Below are 16,547 nucleotides of genomic sequence, written 5' to 3'. Positions count from 1 at the left end.
CAAGCGATTCGTTTAATCGCTTGCGTTATTTCTTACATGATAGTCCTCATAGCGAGGTTGAGGTGATAATAATGAAAGCACACTAGCGGTTAGCGGGAATAGCAAAGTAATCAATATAATCTGTTGATACCCACCGAGCCAGTCATAAAAAATGCCAAACGGCAACGGTCCTAAAGCGGAACCAATAACCATCGTTGTCTGGGCAAGACCCTTAATACTTCCTAAATGTTCCCTGCCAAAATAGTTAGGCCAAACAATATTTAACACAATTCTTTCAAAGCCATTCACGATTCCCCATACTACTCCAAAGCTTATCGCCATCCACCAAGCATTAGTAAAATACAATACAAGCAGAGTAATCAGATGACCCAAAAATGTAATTGCTAATATGTAATGAACACGAAACCGATCGACTAAATATCCCACTATAAAAGTGACAGGAAAACCAATAACAGCCATTAAGGCTAACACCGTTGCTGCAATTCCTGTCCCCAAACCTTTACCTTCCATGATCGAAACTAAGTGGAAAGTGACAGCAGTATTAACTAATGCAGGAACACTCACACAAAATAAAACAAACCAGAAAGCTCTAGTCTTCATCGCCTCTTTAAGTGTCCAACTTTTCTCATTCACTTCAATTAATTCAGATCCCTCTTGACCCGTTCCCATTTTTCTAGGTGAACCGTCTGGAACTTCGCCAATATCCTTAGGCTGATTCCGTACTAAAAAATAAGCCAAGGGTACAAAGATCACTAAGATTGCTCCCCCATATATCCCCCATGTGCTTCGCCAACCTATACTTTCGATCAGAAAAGCATTTAACGGAGGAAAGGCAGCCGAGCTTGCGAAACCGCCGATAACCATGACACTTAAGGCTCTTCCTCGTTTTTTTATGAACCATTGGGGAACCAAGGTATTTGGAATAAGTGTCATTGATCCTTGACCTAGTAGTCTAATAAGAAAGAAACCGACAAACATCATGAAGGCACCAGCCATCAACGCATTCCAAAATAAAGCTAGTGACAGTAAAGTACCAACGACCACCATCATTGTGCGTTGTCCAAAGCGGTCAACAACACGCCCCATCATAAATAAGGCCAATCCAGCTAATAGAGTTGCAGTAGAATACAGTCCTGACACAGTGGATCTTGTATAACCAAAATCCTCAATATAAAAATCAATAAAAATGGAAATGGAATACGTTTGACCTGGTCCAGAGAAAAAAACACCTAACCCAGCAATAAAAACAATCATCCATCCGTAATAAAAGGGTGTATGTATAGGAGCCTGTGCTTTTTTTGCACTCATAGACAACCTCCTTTTTAAAATTTGGCTATGTTAAAACGTTAATGTTGTTAGTTCCCCGAGTTGAGGAAGAAATTTATTCAACCATCAGGCAGTCTTGTTGGATAAAGAATTAAAAAAATGGTTCCGTTAGTATAGACTGAGGAAGGGGTCAGGGGAAACGGCTCGCTTTCCGTGGGTGTACGGTGAGCCCCCTCGCTTCGCTGCGGGGTCTCACCCTGTCCACTTTTCCCACAGGAGTCGCCCCGTTTCCCCCTCCCCCATGCCATATGGAGAGTACGTAACCGCTTAAGTTTAGAAAACAAGGCTGCGACGTCGATTTAATGGTTATAAATTCGGATCTATCCTGACGACGCCGAAAGACATGATAGTGGTCAACTTGAAATAATGGTTGCCGTGAAATACTGATTGAATCAGTCACTGCCCTTTTTGAAATTAGTCATCACCTAGAAAGTTGCTCAACGATGAAAATAAATAGGTAACATGTATCACCGTTAGCTGATGAAAGTGATGCTGGATTTATTTTGGCGCTCCTATGGACCAACCATTTTATACGCCTCATATTTTAATTTTGTGGTACCAGTTACCGCACAATTAAAATATTGACTATTAAATATTCACCAAATGAAGAGTCAAGCTTATTCCGTTATAGGGAAGGATAGTGGAGGAATCAATTCCGAGATCGTGTGGCTGTTCCGTCATCGGTATGAGGCGAAGACCTTGCTATGAAGAAGAGGTACGGAACATCATCAACGAATCTTAGAAGCCGGCACGTAGCCATTGATATAACAGCATGTTTTTCCTCTGTTTTCATTATGGAGGAAGGTCCACTATTCGGGTCCGTTTGTGAAAAATAAAGCTAAGGAGGGCAGGGAAAACAGGCAGACTCCTCCCCTCCCAAATTCCATACGGACCTTCTTGTTATAAAACAACCTAGGGTTTTAATGGAATAATTTATAAAGAAATCTATATTTTTATAACAAAAATCAATAACAAAATTTAACATAAGCTGAAATTTTTTATAGATCTCCTACAAATTGTAACACTTTATCAAAAACTATATCTTGATCCTCATCATGACAAACCAAATGTTTAGACTGTGGTAAAAATACAACTTCCTTATCTGAAGAAGATATTTCTTTTTCTAAGAAATTCGCTGCTTTACTTGGCACGATACCATCTAATTCGCCTTGAATAATTAAAGTTGGGCAGCTCACTTTCATAAGATAAGGCTTGGTAAATTCTATACACTTCATAAATTCAATATTTGAAAAAAAATAAGTATGCTTAATTTTCTTTTGGTACCTTGAAAAAATAGCATTAGAAGCAAGAGTACCTTTGTAAGCATCCGTCGCCATCCCCAATGTATCTTTCACAATTTGTGAGAAACTAATATATTTCAAAGCAGCCGAAAGCAAAACTAACCGACTCACCTGATGCTTAGCTGCTAAATAAGAAGCAATCATACCTCCCATAGAAAATCCAATGATTAATACCGTTTCATGCCTTTTCTGTAAATCTAATAATGCAAGTTCAACTGCAGCAATCCACTCTTGATAATAGTGCCCTCTTAGGTCCAGTGTTTCCCCATGACCTGGGAGGGTCGGAGTCGAGATTTCCCATGAAGTTCGTTCTTTAAGAATTTCGACAAGAGGTTCTAATTCTTTAGGACTTCCCGTGTAGCCGTGTATACATAAACAAGCTGTACTCAATTCAATCACCATCATCTTTCTTTACTATGTAAAAAGAGATGCGAATTAGCGCAACCCTTTTACAAATGTACCTATTCCTTTAACCATAGGAGATACCTGCTGTATAGTTTGCATAACTTGGCCTGTCGTAGACATCATTTTATCAAAATCTAACTGGCCATTTTCATCTTGAAAATAATTGATCATATTTTTCTTTTGATTGGCATATTGTTCACCAGTAAACTGGGCGCCATTATACGGATCAATAAAATTGGGGTACTCGTAACCAGAGGCATACATATATGGATCCTGATACATTGTTTGCTCCCACCCATAAGGCATCTCGTTATAATGTGGGTTATAATTTCGATCAATATCCGAGTTTGCATAATATGGGTAGGGTGGCTGCCAATAAAAATAATTCGGATGTGAATTCATAGAAAGACCACCTTTAGTTTTATTACTACAGCCTATGTTATATTAAATAAAAAAGTGTAAAGTTTTCAAGCGATAGCCAACCAATCACTTGAAAACTTTACACCTCATATTGGCAATAAAGCAAACTAATGAAAATTCCCTTATGAGAAGTGGATGGTATCTGTATCTTGAAATCGCCCCGCATCTTTAATTCCCAATGTTCGCTTTAATTTATGTTCTTGATAACCGAGCACCTTTTCGTCATTTATAAAAGTTGCAGGGGTACCGTACACTTTTTGATTTTGTAGTTCTTTAAAATAAGATTGAACCTGAGAAATATTTTTCTCTTCATATTCAATATCCCATTCTTTTAATTTAGTGAGCACTTGTTCACAATCGGAGCATTGATTGCTAGTATATACCACTACCCTATGCTGGTTCATGGATTGTTCCTCCTGACTTTGGCCTAGTTCTTTTGCAACAGTATTGTTTATTACCCTGCTCACCATTATATAAACTCAATAATTCAAATAAAAGTGAAAAAGCAGGGAAATTGTCGATTAGTCTCCCTGCTTTCATTATAAAATTAATACTGTAATGGACGGAATCCCTCTAGAGGAGCAATTCGTTTATGGATTGGTCACCGCTAATCAGGTCATAACTTTTAAACTCGGCTTTTGGTACAGATAACAAGTGTACGATTGAGTCAGCTACATCTTCCCTTGGGATTTCTCCAAACTTATTCATATGTTCTTGCAATTTCACCAACCCTGTTCCTGGTTCATCCGTTAGTCCCCCCGGTCGAACGATTGTATAATTTAAACCTGATTGCTTCAAAAACTCATCCGCACGATGTTTTGCATAAAGATAATGTTTTAATCCACTTGGACCTGCTTCTGGTCGATCTGCTGCCATAGAACTTAACATGACAAACCGATGCACTCCAAAATGCTTAGCACGTTCAACGGACTTAATCGCTCCTTCTTGATCGATCAGAATAGTTTTATCTGCTCCTGTATCTGGTCCGGATCCAGCAGCAAAAATAACAGCATCTATTTTGTAGAAAGCCGACTCAAAGTCTTTTTCTAAGTTTCCTAGAACTGATGAAATCCCCATTTCCTCAAACTGCGGAACTTGATCCGGATCTCTCACCATCGCTACTGGTTCATGTTCAGATTTATGCAATTTTGATACGATATGTTTTCCTACTTTACCATTGGCCCCAATGACTAAAACACGCATATGCATCCTCCTTAAGTATTGAAATCTCATCTGACGCTTTGTTATGATTCTTTAGTAAATTTCCCTACTCTCCACAAAAATAAACAAATAATTCCACTAAATAAAATGAACTATTACAAAATTTGAATTAGAAAGTGCAATCGCATTGTGATTAGAAACCGGACGAACAGTATATTTCCGCATAGTTTGAAAGAACAAAGTCATAAAAGCGCCCATAACTTTTTTGTCCGAAGTAGGATTTGTACATTAGATGGGAATCCGCAAGACTTTTGCAGAAAAACGTGCGCGGAAAGCGAATCTAAAGAAGCTGTCCAAATTCACTTCAAAAATGGCCTACACTGTGTGCAGGCCATTTCGTTACTCTTCCAACCACATTTTATATAAATGGTCGATTTTATCTTGCAAACCCTTCTTTTTTGCTTTTTGATCACTTAACTCTTCATTTTTCAATTGATCTAATTCTTGTTCAAGCGCCTCAATCTTCTCTTCATAAGTCCTTGCATCCATGTCAGGTTTAGAAGATTCCGGTTTATTCTTTTGTTCTTGTAAATCCGTCTCTTTGTCTAAAAGCTGCTGCCACTGCGAACGCGTTTCATGATAATTTCCGATATAACGATTTAAACATCCGCCCACTATATAGGCCGTCTCGAAGAAACATTGATTCAAAAAATGTCGATCATGGGAAACACCTATGACCGTACCTTCAAAGTTTTGTAAAGCGTCTTCTAACACTTCTTGCGACTCAATGTCCAGATGGTTGGTCGGTTCATCTAATACAAGTAAGTTAATATTCTCATGCATAAAAACAGCTAACTTCAAACGCATTCTTTCTCCACCACTTAAGTGAGTGATTTTTCGAAAAACATCGTACCCATAAAACATAAAGGACGCTAACATATGACGAGCCTGACCTTCAGTCACCACTATATGTTCACGAAAGTGGTCAATTAAGCGTTGGTCTCCATCTACATCGTGTAAAGGATTTTGCGGCAAATAACCAATTTTGATTGAACTTCCTTGTCGAACGGTTCCTTGATCAGGCAACTCTTTTTTTAGTAAAATTTTAAGAAGTGTAGATTTCCCGCTACCGTTCTTTCCGACAATAGCTAGGCGTTGCTTATAGCGAAGGTGGAGATGTATATCGGCTAAAATGTTTCGACCTTGATATGTTTTACTTACTTGATCAACCACGACCACATCGTTCCCGCTTCTTTCCTCCGCATTCAATGCTAAATTCATCTTCTTAGGATCAAGAATCGGGCGATCCATTTTCTCCATTCTTTCTAAAGCTCGTTCCATGCTTTTAGCCTTCTTGAAAAGCTTTGGATTCGGTGGATTCGCCTCGTTAGCCCATTGCCTAAGCCTGCGAATAGCTTCTTTCATTTTCTTAATCTTCTTTTGCTGTTCCTGATACTGATGAAATTCAACAAGGAGATTTTCTTCCTTTTGCTTTTCAAAAGAACTGTAGTTCCCCCGATAATAGTGGGTTTCACCAGACTCCAAATCAATGACAGACGAAACGACCTGATCTATAAACTGGCGGTCATGTGAGATCATACAAACTGCGCCAGAATATTGTTGTAAATATTGCTCCAGCCACTCTATAGCATGAAGGTCCAAATGGTTAGTCGGCTCATCTAGTAGTAAAACATCAGGCTTTTCTAATAAAATTTTAGCAAGGGATAGCTTTGTCTTCTCCCCTCCACTCAAGTGAGTAAACGGTTGATCCAGTAAAGAACCAATTTGAAGACCATTGGCAACTTGCTCAATGATAGACTCAATTTCATAACCGCCAAGTTCTGTAAAACGATCCTGAATCTCTCCATATTTCTTTAACGCCTTTTCCATAAGTTCCGGATCTGTCATTTCTTCTTCAAGATTTTTCATTTCATCCATCATCTTATATAACTCTTTAAAAGCAGAATGCAAGTACGTTCTTCCCGTATCATCAAATGTTTCAGGTATTTGCTTTAAATAACCAATAGATAAACCTTTTTTAATGAATAAATCTCCACCATCCAGATCTTCTTCTTTAGTAATCAGTCGAAAAAGTGTTGATTTGCCACTCCCGTTTCTACCGACCAAACCTGACTTTTGACCTTCGTTTATCTCAAAATTGATCGATTCGAATAACACTGTTCCACCTATAATTTTATAAACATCTTTTAATGTAATATACATAATTTCCTCCTAAAGACAAAAAAAGTCAGAGGTCTCGAAACCTCTGACTTGATTTAATCAATTGATTAATGATCAGATATGAGACATTATCTTCGTTCATGATTTAACTGTAAAATTGGACACACTTATCCCTTGAACAGTTAAGTCATGAAAAAGCGCACGATTGATATAGAGAAGTTCGCGATCAATCACTTGCTTAGATAACATCTTCATACCTCCTTTTGTCTTTAGATTACTACTATTATACCGTAAAATTGATCGTGCTTCTAGTCCTTTTGTTGATCAGCATTAGTTCCGAGTTTTTTCAGCAACTCAATGGCCTGATACTTCTCATCTTCGGTTAAACCACTTGTAATCTTTTCAATTTGCTTCCAGTGATCAGGAAAAATACCTCTTAGTAGCTCTTTCCCTTGATCATTGATGGCAGCATACGTAATTCTTCGATCGCTAGGGCAAGGCACTCGATCAATAAAACCTTTCTTTTCTAACTTATCAACTACATACGTAATACTCCCACTCGCTAAAAGAATTCTTTCTCCAATTTTTTGGAGCGCCTGGTCTCCCTCATGGTAAAGTAACTCAAGAACACCAAACTCGGTTGGATTTAATCCATAGCGTTGAATATCATCTTTTACAAGGTCAGAAATTGAGCGTTGCGCCTTAGACAATACAACGAATAATTTAAGTGATGGGTCCTGCTTCTTTATTTGATATGATTCATGTTCGTCCATCTTTTTCTTCCTCTCATCCCTAACATATGTATGTACAATTTTATCATAAGTTAGAAGTACGTGTTAAAGGATAATCCTTAATCAATATAAATAAAGAAAAGCCACTTAGTAAAGTGGCTTTTGATAAAATCATTCTACAATTAAAGTTGATTCCATATCATTATGTCCTTCTCCACATGGCACACTACATTGAATTGTATATTCTCCTGGTTCATCTGGAGTAAACGTTGTCGATCCTTCTGTATCCATACTTACGTCAAACTCATCAATTGCGATCCCGTGAGCTCCCTCCTCATTCGTTAAATTCACTGTTACCTCTTCACCAGACACAACCGTATATTCTGACTGGTCAAACTCAAAATTAGTTGCTGAAATATCAAGTGAATTACCTGATCCATCACTACTATTTTCTTCTGTAGTTTCTTCAGACCCGGCATCTGAACCTGTATCTCCAGAACCTCCACAAGCGGTCAGCACTAAAATAAGACCCAGCAACATAGACATTAGTATCTTCTTAGACATGTTTCACACTCCTTTATTACATGGTGATACAATCCCTGTTTACCTCGAATTTTCATTATTAAACCCTGGATAGTTATCAACAACAGCAGGATCTGGAGTTAGAAAAGTAAAGTGCTTGGAAAGAACTTTTACGTGAGTAGGAGTTTCCCCTTTGATTTCTCCATCCATGTCTATTTTTTGTCCATGCTCTACATCTATTTCTATGTCTTTTCCTTTTAAGTAAGTTAACTCTTGGAATTTCTCAGAATCTGACCACGGTTTATTCATGGACAGAATCTCTTTAAATAAAGTAAGATTCGAGTTTTTAACAAGCAAAACGTCCATCTTCCCATCTCTTGGACTTGCATCCGGAATAGGAATTTCCCGTGTACCTATAAACCGTCCATTCATTATAAGAATCATTACTGCTTGATCCCGAATAACTTCCCCATCAATATTGATTGTAAAACGAAAAGGTGTGGCTCGGTTAATCGTTTTAAAAGCACTAATAAAGTAACTTAAGACTCCAAAGCGATCCTTCTGCACTTCATCAATATTCGAGGAAGTTTCCGTCACTAAGCCAATCCCCCAGAAGTTAATAAAATAATCATCTCTAGCGCAGCCCACATCAAGACTTACTTCTTCTCCATCTATAATTGAATGTGCAGCTTGGTTTATTTGTTGAGGAGTACCTAAAACTCGACTAAAGTCATTACTTGTTCCCCCAGGAAGTATTCCAATTACAGGTCTGGAATTAAAATTCGCCAAACAATTAATACACTCATGTAAGGTTCCATCTCCCCCCAACAGAAACAACACATCAACTTTAGGACCATATTTGTAGCACGTGTCTCTGAATTCTTCTAATGATTCCGTTTGAACAACTTGCAACTCTTTCACTCCTCGAGTGATCACATGAAGTGTTTGCGAAAGATTGAAATCCAGTTCGTTGTTCTCTGCACTGCCATTATATACAAATAAACCACGATGATAACGAGGCATTACATGACCTCCCTTGTTTACTGTCGGTTGTTTTATATAATTACCTAAATACCTCAGGTCAAAACGTGCCCTCACCTTCTCTAAACCTCTCCATTGTAATACAATGTCCTTTTAACTTCTAAAAAATATGTTTACCTTTACACACAAGTCTACTATACTTATATTTACTTAGGAGGCTAACTAATTTATGGAACATGAAATTGAACCTTTACTAGGATATAACATAAACGTGATCTCTCACTTTATTCAAAATACTTACAACGAAAAGCTAAGTGAGTATGCATTAACGAATTCTCAAGCAAAAGTGATCTATTTTTTAGCCAAGCATGGGGAACAAAGTCAGGCCGATCTACAAAAACGCTTATATATAAAGGCATCATCTATGAACGGGATCATCGAGTCACTCATGAAAAACGCATGTATTACAAAAGATTCAAGTCCCTACGATAAACGAACGAAAGTCATTCGTTTAACTGATAAAGGGAAACAGTTAGATGAAACGATATGGACGATTATTCAAGAGTTAGAATCTATAATCGGAGACGGTTTCTCTAAGGAAGAACGACAAGTGATTGTATCTTGGTTACAAAAAATCCAGAAAAACCTAATTCCCTAAACGATAAGCTACATTAGTTCCTATTGTTGTTTTTTGTTATCAAAATTTCCTTATTGTGAAAGGTACTCATCTTATTCAACTAAATCCCCGCTTATGGAAGACTCAGCTTCGAGACATTCCTGTGGTTTCCGCTACAAAAGATGGCGTTTGAAGGTCCGGGAAATCACTCGCTTTCCGCGAGCAGACGCCGAGTCTTCTGTGGGATTAGAGGAGAGGCCTCTGAAAAACTGAAAATATAAGAGAACAAGAACTAAATCAATCAATATATAGAAGGCAAGGTCAATGAGATTACAGGTATATAGTAGTTGGCCTCATTGTATTTTTCTTTATAAAGACTTCTTCAGTGGCCTCATTCTCCCATGCCGGGGGTTCGTTCATTTCCATGTCGAATGGGGTGGCTTTGAAACGACGAGACTCCCGTGGGAGAAGGAGCTAGGCGAGACCCCACAGGGAGTGTCAACGACCGAGGAGGCTTGCCAGTTCCCCGCAGGAAAACGAGTTGTTTCAAAGCCACCCCTATCCCTTATACGGTAACGAACCCCATGATCTCGAAACCGAGTCTTCCAGATAACTGCCCGTTTGTTGAATAAACCTCCACTCTAATAACTATCAAGAAACGATGCCTTTTTCCAATAAATGATAATAACTGATAGAAAGATTACTAGATTTCAGTTACACTAAAAATCAGATGAATTCATGAAAGGTGAATGGTATGACTTATTCAATCAACTTACTCAGGTTATTTTTTCGACGACAAGATCAATTACTCGTCTTACATAAATCGGAACGCATACAAAAATTCTGGAGAGCATTTTTCATTTTACTTCTTCTCTCCTTTATTACCTATGGATGGACTTCTTGGATTGGACTAGGTACAGACCCCCTTTCTACAAGTATCAATGAACTAAGTCGTATCGATTATGAATTTCAAAAAGCTTGGTTTTTAATCGGGAGACTAGGTATAGCCCTGCTATTATTTTTAGGTATCGTTTTATTTACACCGTTTATTTTCTGGCTACTTTTTGATTTATCCTACAAAAAGATGGTCATTGTTCAAATGAGTGTATGGCTCCTTATGCTCGTCGAACGGCTAACATGGATTCCTTTGATGGTTTACTTCGGCCTTGATTGGTATGTTTCTCCTTTATCATTGGGAGTCATTGCTTCATACGCCACTCAATTGGAATGGATCGTTTATTTCTTTGGTGCTATATCGTTATTTCAAATATTTATCATATGGTTTCAAATTCGGTCTATTTTATACTTATCAAACTCTCGAAATTGGTGGATCATTTCTGGTGTAATCTTCTGGCATGTCCTACTTTGGAGTGGCACCGCAGCGTTAACTCATTTTGATTCACCTCTCGTACAACTACTTCTTTCTTAAAGGATGATCCATATGAAAAATAAAAACAGGTGGATAGGTCTAGGTGTGTTTCTTTTCCTTGCTTGTAACTTCTTTTTAATATATTTTGATTCAGATCATAACGTTGAGCAAAAGTCCTATGTAAATGAATGGTCGGGAACCTTCTCCTCTGATATTGAGGAATCACTTTCTGTTCGAGGTGTTTTTTCAACAGAAGAGGTGACTCCCGTATATTTTGATGAGCAAAGTGGCTCATTTCAGGAGTTCTTCGTGGATGTTGGGGATCAGGTTAATAATGGGGATGAATTGTACTCTTATGAAGTACTAAATTATCAGAGTCAAGAGGCAGAGTTAGAGAGGGAATCTACGAAGCTTCAAGAAGAAATTGATGCGATTGATACATATCTCCTTGCACTAGAGAATTATACAATAGATGATAGTCAAAACAATAACACTTTTGGCTTTAACAATCCGTTTTCTAATGACGATTCTCAAGATGAGGTAGAGGGTTTCATTGATAATAATCAAGATCCTGCGGAAGCAGAATTAATCAAAGAAGAAGCGATCGCTGATAAAGAAAAAGAACGTACTCAAAAAGAAGCAAAGTTAGCTATGGTTGAAGATCAACTTGACCAGTTAACTTCTACCGGTCAAACCATCACGGTAACAAGTACTTTTGACGGTGTAGTTACTGACCGATCAGAAGACTTGAATTCTCCTTTGTTAACCCTCTCCTCTTCTGAATTACTCGTAGAAGGTAAATTGAGAGAAAAAGAACGGAAAATGGTTGAGGAAGACATGAAGGCCGAGATCACGATTCAAGACTTAGATGATTTGGAGCTACAAGGGTCTATGGAAGAAATCGATTCCTTTCCTGAAGATGTTAATGTTCATAGTAGTAGTCAATATCCATATGAAATTACGTTAACTGAAAATGATGAACAAATACGAGCAGGCTACCATGCCGACGTCAATATTATTACTGATGAGGTATCAGGGGCGTTGGCCGCATTTGAAAAAGTATTAGTCACCGAGAAAAACTTATTTGCTTGGAAAATGACAGACCAAGGTATCTTAGAAAAAAGTTTAATAGAAACAGGACTTGAAGAAGCGGGTATTGTAGAAATCAGTAGTGGATTGGAAGGGCAAGTTAAACTAGCTTCTTTACCAAGAGATCAGTTTCGAGATGGAACCCCGTTTATTACTCCTATCGATCTTAGAAATTTAAAAATAGATGACCTTTTCCAAGGATCATTACCTATGAAAGAAACTATACTATTAGGTTTATTCAATCGATAAGATGCTTAATCGGTCGTCCGACCAATTAAGCATTCAACACCTAGTTTTAGCATACAAAGAAATCCATGTGTAAATTGAGCATTGAATTGCAGAGCAATTCAATGCTCAATTTTTATCGTTATTTAAAATTGCTTTTTAAACACGTTCTGACATAAAGATGAAGTCTTTGCAAAAACAAGCTCCTCATGCCACGATATTATAGTAGACTCTGTAGAATAAAGGGGACTAGTAAAATGAAATTAAGTGTGCTCGACCAATCCCCACTCCTATTAGGGATGACACCACAAGACGCATTACAACAAACGACCGAACTTGCCAGATGGACAGAGGAACTCGGGTACCATCGCTTTTGGGTCTCAGAACATCATAGCACTAATAGCTTAGCTGGCTCCTCTCCAGAAATCCTAGCGACCCATCTGGCAGGACAAACAAAAAACATTCGTATAGGTACGGGAGGTATTCTCCTTCCCCACTATAGCTCTTATAAAGTTGCTGAAGCTTTTCGAGTACTTGAAACCTTATATCCAGGACGCATTGATTTAGGTGTAGGACGTGCTCCTGGTGGAATAAATAACGTAAATCTAGCATTAAACCGAGGAAAGCTTCCTAATACCGAAGAATATCCTGCACAAGTGAACGACTTGATGGGTTACTTACACGGTGAAGACCCTAAACAAATGGGAATCCATGCTTCTCCTCGAGGTAAAACAGCCCCACCCATTTGGATGCTGGGATCAAGCGGTACGAGTGCGCGTGTAGCGGCAGACATGGGAGTGTCTTACTCCTTTGCTCACTTTATTAATGGGTATGGAGGAACACGAGCTATGCAACGCTACCAAAGTTATTTTAAAGGTTCCATCCAACAAACCAAACCATTGGGAAATGTTTCTATTTTTGCAGTTTGTGCTGAAACAGAAGCACACGCGGAGTATCTAGCATCAAGTCTAGACTTAGCAATCTTAAAGATTGAACAAGGCGGCATACGACATTACTTTCCAACCCCTGAAGAAGCAACCAATTACTCTTATACAATGTATGAAAAACAACGGATTCAAGAAAATCGCAGACGGATGATCGTAGGTTCACCAGATCAAGTAAAAAAACAAATTGAAACTCTAGCAAACTATTATGAAGTGGATGAAGTGATTGTGAACACCATTGTTTCCCCATTTGAGGAAAGAATGAGATCTTATCAACTAATAGCTGATGCTTTTCAATTATAATCGTCAAAAGACAATACCGTGTTAGTATTTGATCATTGAATCGTTGTCACAAGCGCTTCTTCAGCAGTTTAATCAAACGTTTGACCAAGGGCATATCAAGCTCTTCCAATTCGCACTAAGACCAGAAAACTTGGAAAGACGTTGACCATTTCAACTTGTATTATAAAGCACGATGACAATTGTCATCGTGCTTTTTTAGTTTAGCTATTAATAAACATCAAAAGTAACCGATACCATAGGTTGTCAGACATCATACATTAGGAGTGAATTTTTTGTTCAAATACAAATGGCTTGGATTACTTATTTTATGTTTAGCGTTAGTAGCTTGTAGTAATGAGGAAGCACAGTCGTCCGGTTCTGACGATGACATCAGTGCCGGCCTTCTCGTTACAGAAAGCGGGCTTGGTGACGATTCGTTTAGCGACTCGGCATTTCAAGGACTAGAGCAGGCTAGAAACGAACTAGGAATTACATTCGATTATCGTGAACCTTTTGATGGAGACTTCGAAGGCCATATGGAGGATTTAATAGATCAGGGACACAATGTAATTATCGGGCTTGGCTATGCTTCGCAAGGTTCGATTAATGCGTTGGCCGAGGTTTATCCTGACCAGCATTTTGTGTTAATTGATGCAGTTTCTGAGTTCGATAATGTAACATCAATTACGTTTAAAGAAGATGAAGGAAGTTATCTCATTGGTTTGCTCGCTGGGATGAAAACAGAATCCGATGTCGTTGGATTTGTTGGTGGTGAAAAAATCGAAGTAGTGGAACGTTTTGAAAAGGGTTTCCGTGATGGAGTCCTTGAAGTGAACTCGGAAGCGGACGTTCTTGCTGAATATGCGGATACATTCAATGATGATACAAAAGGTGAAGATCTCACTCTTGAAATGGTCGAGGAAGGTGCAGATTACATTTTCCATGCTGCCGGATTTACCGGTGTGGGAGTAATGAAAGAAGCTGAAAGACAAGGGGTTTATGCGTTTGGTGCAGATAGTGATCAATACTATGTTGCAGAAGATGCTGTAGTTTCCTCCATGATGAAAAATGTGGATGTGGCCCTTTACGATGTAATGAGCCAGCTGGTTCAAGGTGAAACTCTAGAAGGTGGTTTAAAAGAGCTTGGTATTGCAGAAGAAGGAGTAGGCCTTGCCCCGATCCGTCTTATTAATTTATCTGATGAAGAACAAGATCGAATCAATGAGGAGGTTGGGCAATGACTATAGGCAAGCGTTTATACACGATGACACTAATCCCCTTACTATTGAGTTTATTACTGATTTCTTATATCGTTTTTCAAATGATAAGCTTTGAGAGCTCTACAAATAAAGACGTTGAATTTTTACTTGAAGCAAAGGATGTGAACAGCCAGCTTATTTCAATTGAACAATCTTTAGATACATATGGATACAATCCTTCCGAAGCTACTAAAAATGATGCCACTACTCAAATGGAAGCAACTAGTGAGTCGTTTGAGAGCTTAGGATCTATGGTTGTTACACCCTCTCAAGAGCAATGGTATGAACAGGCAAAAGCAAAGTATAGTGATTGGCAGCAAACAGCGATAACAGCTTTAGCAGAAGAGGATCAGAACGAAGTACAACGGCAAGCTTCTCGTACTTCTGGGATTTTAAATGATATGTATATGTTACAGCAAGAAGCCCAAGCCTGGTACGATGATAAAGTTTCTAGTCAGGCGGATGCGATTCGAAGTCTCATCCTCTTTGCCCTTATTGCAGGTGTCGTTTTAGTTCTCCTTTCCGTCTACTCAACCTCTCGTTTAACGAAGCATATTGCAAAACCAATGAGAGATTTAGCTAAACAAGCCTCGCGGGTCGCCAAAGGAGATTTAACTACAACCATTCATCTGTCAGAAAAAGATAAAGACGAAATTGGACAGCTAAAGCATGCCTTTCAAACAATGATTGATAATTTAACATCTACTCTTCAATCTGTTCATAAAATTGGTGGGAATGTCGGAGAGTTCAGCTCTAAACTTAATAAAGAAATGACGGGTCTATCCGAAGTGAACGAACAAGTAACAAGCTCAACAGATGAGTTAGCTCAAGGAAGTCAGTCGATTTCTAATGACATTCAAGATGTAGCTTCACTGATGGAACAAATGAACCGTAATTTTGAATTAAATACAGAAGAAAGTCAGAAAGCTTCAGAGAAGAGTACTCAAGCACTAACTTCAGCAGAAGAAGGCCAATCGGCTATTAACGACCAGCGTCAAGTCATGGAGAAAAACAGTCAATCGATTTCCAACGTCGAAAGCTCGGTAAACGAATTTATTAGTTATACTGACCAAATTGAAGTGACTGTGAAACTCGTGAACGACATTGCTGAGCAAACCAACTTACTCGCTTTAAATGCGGCCATTGAAGCCGCTAGAGCTGGTGAACACGGAAAAGGGTTTGCTGTCGTAGCCGAGGAAGTAAGAAAATTAGCGGATCAATCTACAAAAGCTACAGGTGAAATTTCAAGCATGGTTCAGCAGATTAAATCAGGTGTGACTACAATAGAAAAAGAAATGCATGAAACGATGAAATTATCAGACCAGCAGCATCAATCTTTGGATGCATCTGAAGGTGCCTTTCAAGTAATTCATAAGCAAGTGGATACCATTTACAAACAATTAAATGATTTAGTTGAAGGAATGATTCAATCAAAAGACCAAAGTTCACAAGTCTCTTCTTCTGTTGAAAATGTGAGTGCGATCACTGAAGAAACAGCAGCTGGTACAGAAGAAATTTCTGCCTCCACAGAAGAGCAGAAGCTTGCGTTTAATCAGTTGATGAAAGAAGCAAATGAACTAGAATCAATGGTAAATGACATGAACAAACAACTTGAACATTTTCAGTGGGAAAATGTTCAAAATCCGGCAACTGAAGAGGTTCTTACCTTAGACGAAGAAAGTTCACCAAAAGCTGCTAGCTGATGCTCTTAATATTATAAAGAACATCTTCTTAA

Annotated in this window: 16 protein-coding genes; 6 read left to right on the top strand and 10 right to left on the bottom strand. The window is 38.5% G+C overall.

All coding sequences use genetic code 11. From position 1 onward, the window contains the following. Positions 1-12: 12 nt before the first annotated feature. From ACFQIC_RS17965 to ACFQIC_RS17920, 10 genes are all read right to left on the bottom strand, one after another. A complete protein-coding gene (locus ACFQIC_RS17965; RefSeq protein WP_204711109.1) occupies positions 13-1,308 on the bottom strand; it encodes an MFS transporter in 1,296 nt (431 codons plus the stop codon). 1,016 nt (positions 1,309-2,324) lie between these two features. Then, the gene (locus tag ACFQIC_RS17960; protein WP_390217586.1) at positions 2,325-3,017 is read right to left on the bottom strand and encodes an alpha/beta hydrolase; all 693 of its coding nucleotides are present in this window, start codon (positions 3,015-3,017) and stop codon (positions 2,325-2,327) included. Between the two features lie 45 nt (positions 3,018-3,062). After that, positions 3,063-3,434: a YppG family protein gene (locus ACFQIC_RS17955; protein ID WP_204711106.1), complete on the bottom strand. Its 372-nt coding sequence runs from the start codon at positions 3,432-3,434 to the stop codon at positions 3,063-3,065. A gap of 140 nt (positions 3,435-3,574) precedes the next feature. Next, a complete protein-coding gene (locus tag ACFQIC_RS17950; RefSeq protein ID WP_204711105.1) occupies positions 3,575-3,856 on the bottom strand; it encodes a glutaredoxin family protein in 282 nt (93 codons plus the stop codon). 169 nt (positions 3,857-4,025) lie between these two features. Further along, positions 4,026-4,655 (bottom strand): SDR family oxidoreductase, encoded by a 630-nt coding sequence (locus ACFQIC_RS17945; protein ID WP_204711104.1) that lies wholly within the window; start codon positions 4,653-4,655, stop codon positions 4,026-4,028. Between the two features lie 357 nt (positions 4,656-5,012). Continuing rightward, positions 5,013-6,836 (bottom strand): ribosomal protection-like ABC-F family protein, encoded by a 1,824-nt coding sequence (gene abc-f / locus ACFQIC_RS17940; RefSeq protein WP_204711103.1) that lies wholly within the window; start codon positions 6,834-6,836, stop codon positions 5,013-5,015. Between the two features lie 96 nt (positions 6,837-6,932). Beyond that, positions 6,933-7,043: an RAxF-45 family protein gene (locus ACFQIC_RS17935; protein ID WP_390217583.1), complete on the bottom strand. Its 111-nt coding sequence runs from the start codon at positions 7,041-7,043 to the stop codon at positions 6,933-6,935. Positions 7,044-7,102: 59 nt separating this feature from the next. Then, complete coding sequence (locus tag ACFQIC_RS17930) at positions 7,103-7,567, bottom strand: MarR family winged helix-turn-helix transcriptional regulator (RefSeq protein ID WP_204711102.1); 465 nt, start codon at positions 7,565-7,567, stop codon at positions 7,103-7,105. 129 nt (positions 7,568-7,696) lie between these two features. Continuing rightward, a complete protein-coding gene (locus ACFQIC_RS17925; protein WP_204711101.1) occupies positions 7,697-8,089 on the bottom strand; it encodes a cupredoxin domain-containing protein in 393 nt (130 codons plus the stop codon). A gap of 39 nt (positions 8,090-8,128) precedes the next feature. Continuing rightward, positions 8,129-9,070, bottom strand: coding sequence for a YegS/Rv2252/BmrU family lipid kinase (locus ACFQIC_RS17920; RefSeq protein ID WP_204711100.1), 942 nt, complete (start codon positions 9,068-9,070; stop codon positions 8,129-8,131). A 187-nt stretch (positions 9,071-9,257) separates the two neighbouring features. Between ACFQIC_RS17920 and ACFQIC_RS17915 the strand changes: the two genes are divergently transcribed. From ACFQIC_RS17915 to ACFQIC_RS17890, 6 genes are all read left to right on the top strand, one after another. Further along, positions 9,258-9,686: a MarR family winged helix-turn-helix transcriptional regulator gene (locus ACFQIC_RS17915; protein WP_204711094.1), complete on the top strand. Its 429-nt coding sequence runs from the start codon at positions 9,258-9,260 to the stop codon at positions 9,684-9,686. A gap of 712 nt (positions 9,687-10,398) precedes the next feature. Next, complete coding sequence (locus tag ACFQIC_RS17910; RefSeq protein ID WP_204711093.1) at positions 10,399-11,073, top strand: hypothetical protein; 675 nt, start codon at positions 10,399-10,401, stop codon at positions 11,071-11,073. A gap of 12 nt (positions 11,074-11,085) precedes the next feature. Next, a complete protein-coding gene (locus ACFQIC_RS17905; RefSeq protein WP_204711092.1) occupies positions 11,086-12,351 on the top strand; it encodes an efflux RND transporter periplasmic adaptor subunit in 1,266 nt (421 codons plus the stop codon). A 233-nt stretch (positions 12,352-12,584) separates the two neighbouring features. Continuing rightward, entirely contained in the window at positions 12,585-13,574 is a 990-nt protein-coding gene (locus tag ACFQIC_RS17900; RefSeq protein WP_204711091.1) for an LLM class flavin-dependent oxidoreductase, read from the top strand. A 263-nt stretch (positions 13,575-13,837) separates the two neighbouring features. Further along, positions 13,838-14,794: a BMP family lipoprotein gene (locus tag ACFQIC_RS17895; protein ID WP_390217580.1), complete on the top strand. Its 957-nt coding sequence runs from the start codon at positions 13,838-13,840 to the stop codon at positions 14,792-14,794. Beyond that, positions 14,791-16,515 carry a methyl-accepting chemotaxis protein gene (locus tag ACFQIC_RS17890; RefSeq protein WP_204711089.1) on the top strand — a complete coding sequence of 575 codons (1,725 nt, stop codon included), beginning with the start codon at positions 14,791-14,793 and terminating at the stop codon, positions 16,513-16,515. The genes ACFQIC_RS17895 and ACFQIC_RS17890 overlap by 4 nt, the downstream gene beginning before the upstream one ends. Positions 16,516-16,547 lie beyond the last annotated feature (32 nt).

Source organism: Halobacillus seohaensis (assembly GCF_042663045.1).
In the GTDB taxonomy this organism is placed as follows: domain Bacteria; phylum Bacillota; class Bacilli; order Bacillales; family Halobacillaceae; genus Halobacillus_A; species Halobacillus_A seohaensis.
Note: the sequence above shows the minus strand (reverse complement) of the source record. Positions and strands in the feature narration are given on the sequence as shown.

Bases quoted from the DNA above. Each gene is read 5' to 3' on its own strand.
- ACFQIC_RS17965 (WP_204711109.1), bottom strand. From the start codon at position 1,308: ATGAGTGCAAAAAAAGCACAGGCTCCTATACATACACCCTTTTATTAC.
- ACFQIC_RS17955 (WP_204711106.1), bottom strand. From the start codon at position 3,434: ATGAATTCACATCCGAATTATTTTTATTGGCAGCCACCCTACCCATAT.
- ACFQIC_RS17950 (WP_204711105.1), bottom strand. From the start codon at position 3,856: ATGAACCAGCATAGGGTAGTGGTATATACTAGCAATCAATGCTCCGAT.
- ACFQIC_RS17945 (WP_204711104.1), bottom strand. From the start codon at position 4,655: ATGCGTGTTTTAGTCATTGGGGCCAATGGTAAAGTAGGAAAACATATC.
- abc-f (WP_204711103.1), bottom strand. From the start codon at position 6,836: ATGTATATTACATTAAAAGATGTTTATAAAATTATAGGTGGAACAGTG.
- ACFQIC_RS17935 (WP_390217583.1), bottom strand. From the start codon at position 7,043: ATGTTATCTAAGCAAGTGATTGATCGCGAACTTCTCTATATCAATCGT.
- ACFQIC_RS17930 (WP_204711102.1), bottom strand. From the start codon at position 7,567: ATGGACGAACATGAATCATATCAAATAAAGAAGCAGGACCCATCACTT.
- ACFQIC_RS17925 (WP_204711101.1), bottom strand. From the start codon at position 8,089: ATGTCTAAGAAGATACTAATGTCTATGTTGCTGGGTCTTATTTTAGTG.
- ACFQIC_RS17920 (WP_204711100.1), bottom strand. From the start codon at position 9,070: ATGCCTCGTTATCATCGTGGTTTATTTGTATATAATGGCAGTGCAGAG.
- ACFQIC_RS17915 (WP_204711094.1), top strand. From the start codon at position 9,258: ATGGAACATGAAATTGAACCTTTACTAGGATATAACATAAACGTGATC.
- ACFQIC_RS17910 (WP_204711093.1), top strand. From the start codon at position 10,399: ATGACTTATTCAATCAACTTACTCAGGTTATTTTTTCGACGACAAGAT.
- ACFQIC_RS17905 (WP_204711092.1), top strand. From the start codon at position 11,086: ATGAAAAATAAAAACAGGTGGATAGGTCTAGGTGTGTTTCTTTTCCTT.
- ACFQIC_RS17900 (WP_204711091.1), top strand. From the start codon at position 12,585: ATGAAATTAAGTGTGCTCGACCAATCCCCACTCCTATTAGGGATGACA.
- ACFQIC_RS17890 (WP_204711089.1), top strand. From the start codon at position 14,791: ATGACTATAGGCAAGCGTTTATACACGATGACACTAATCCCCTTACTA.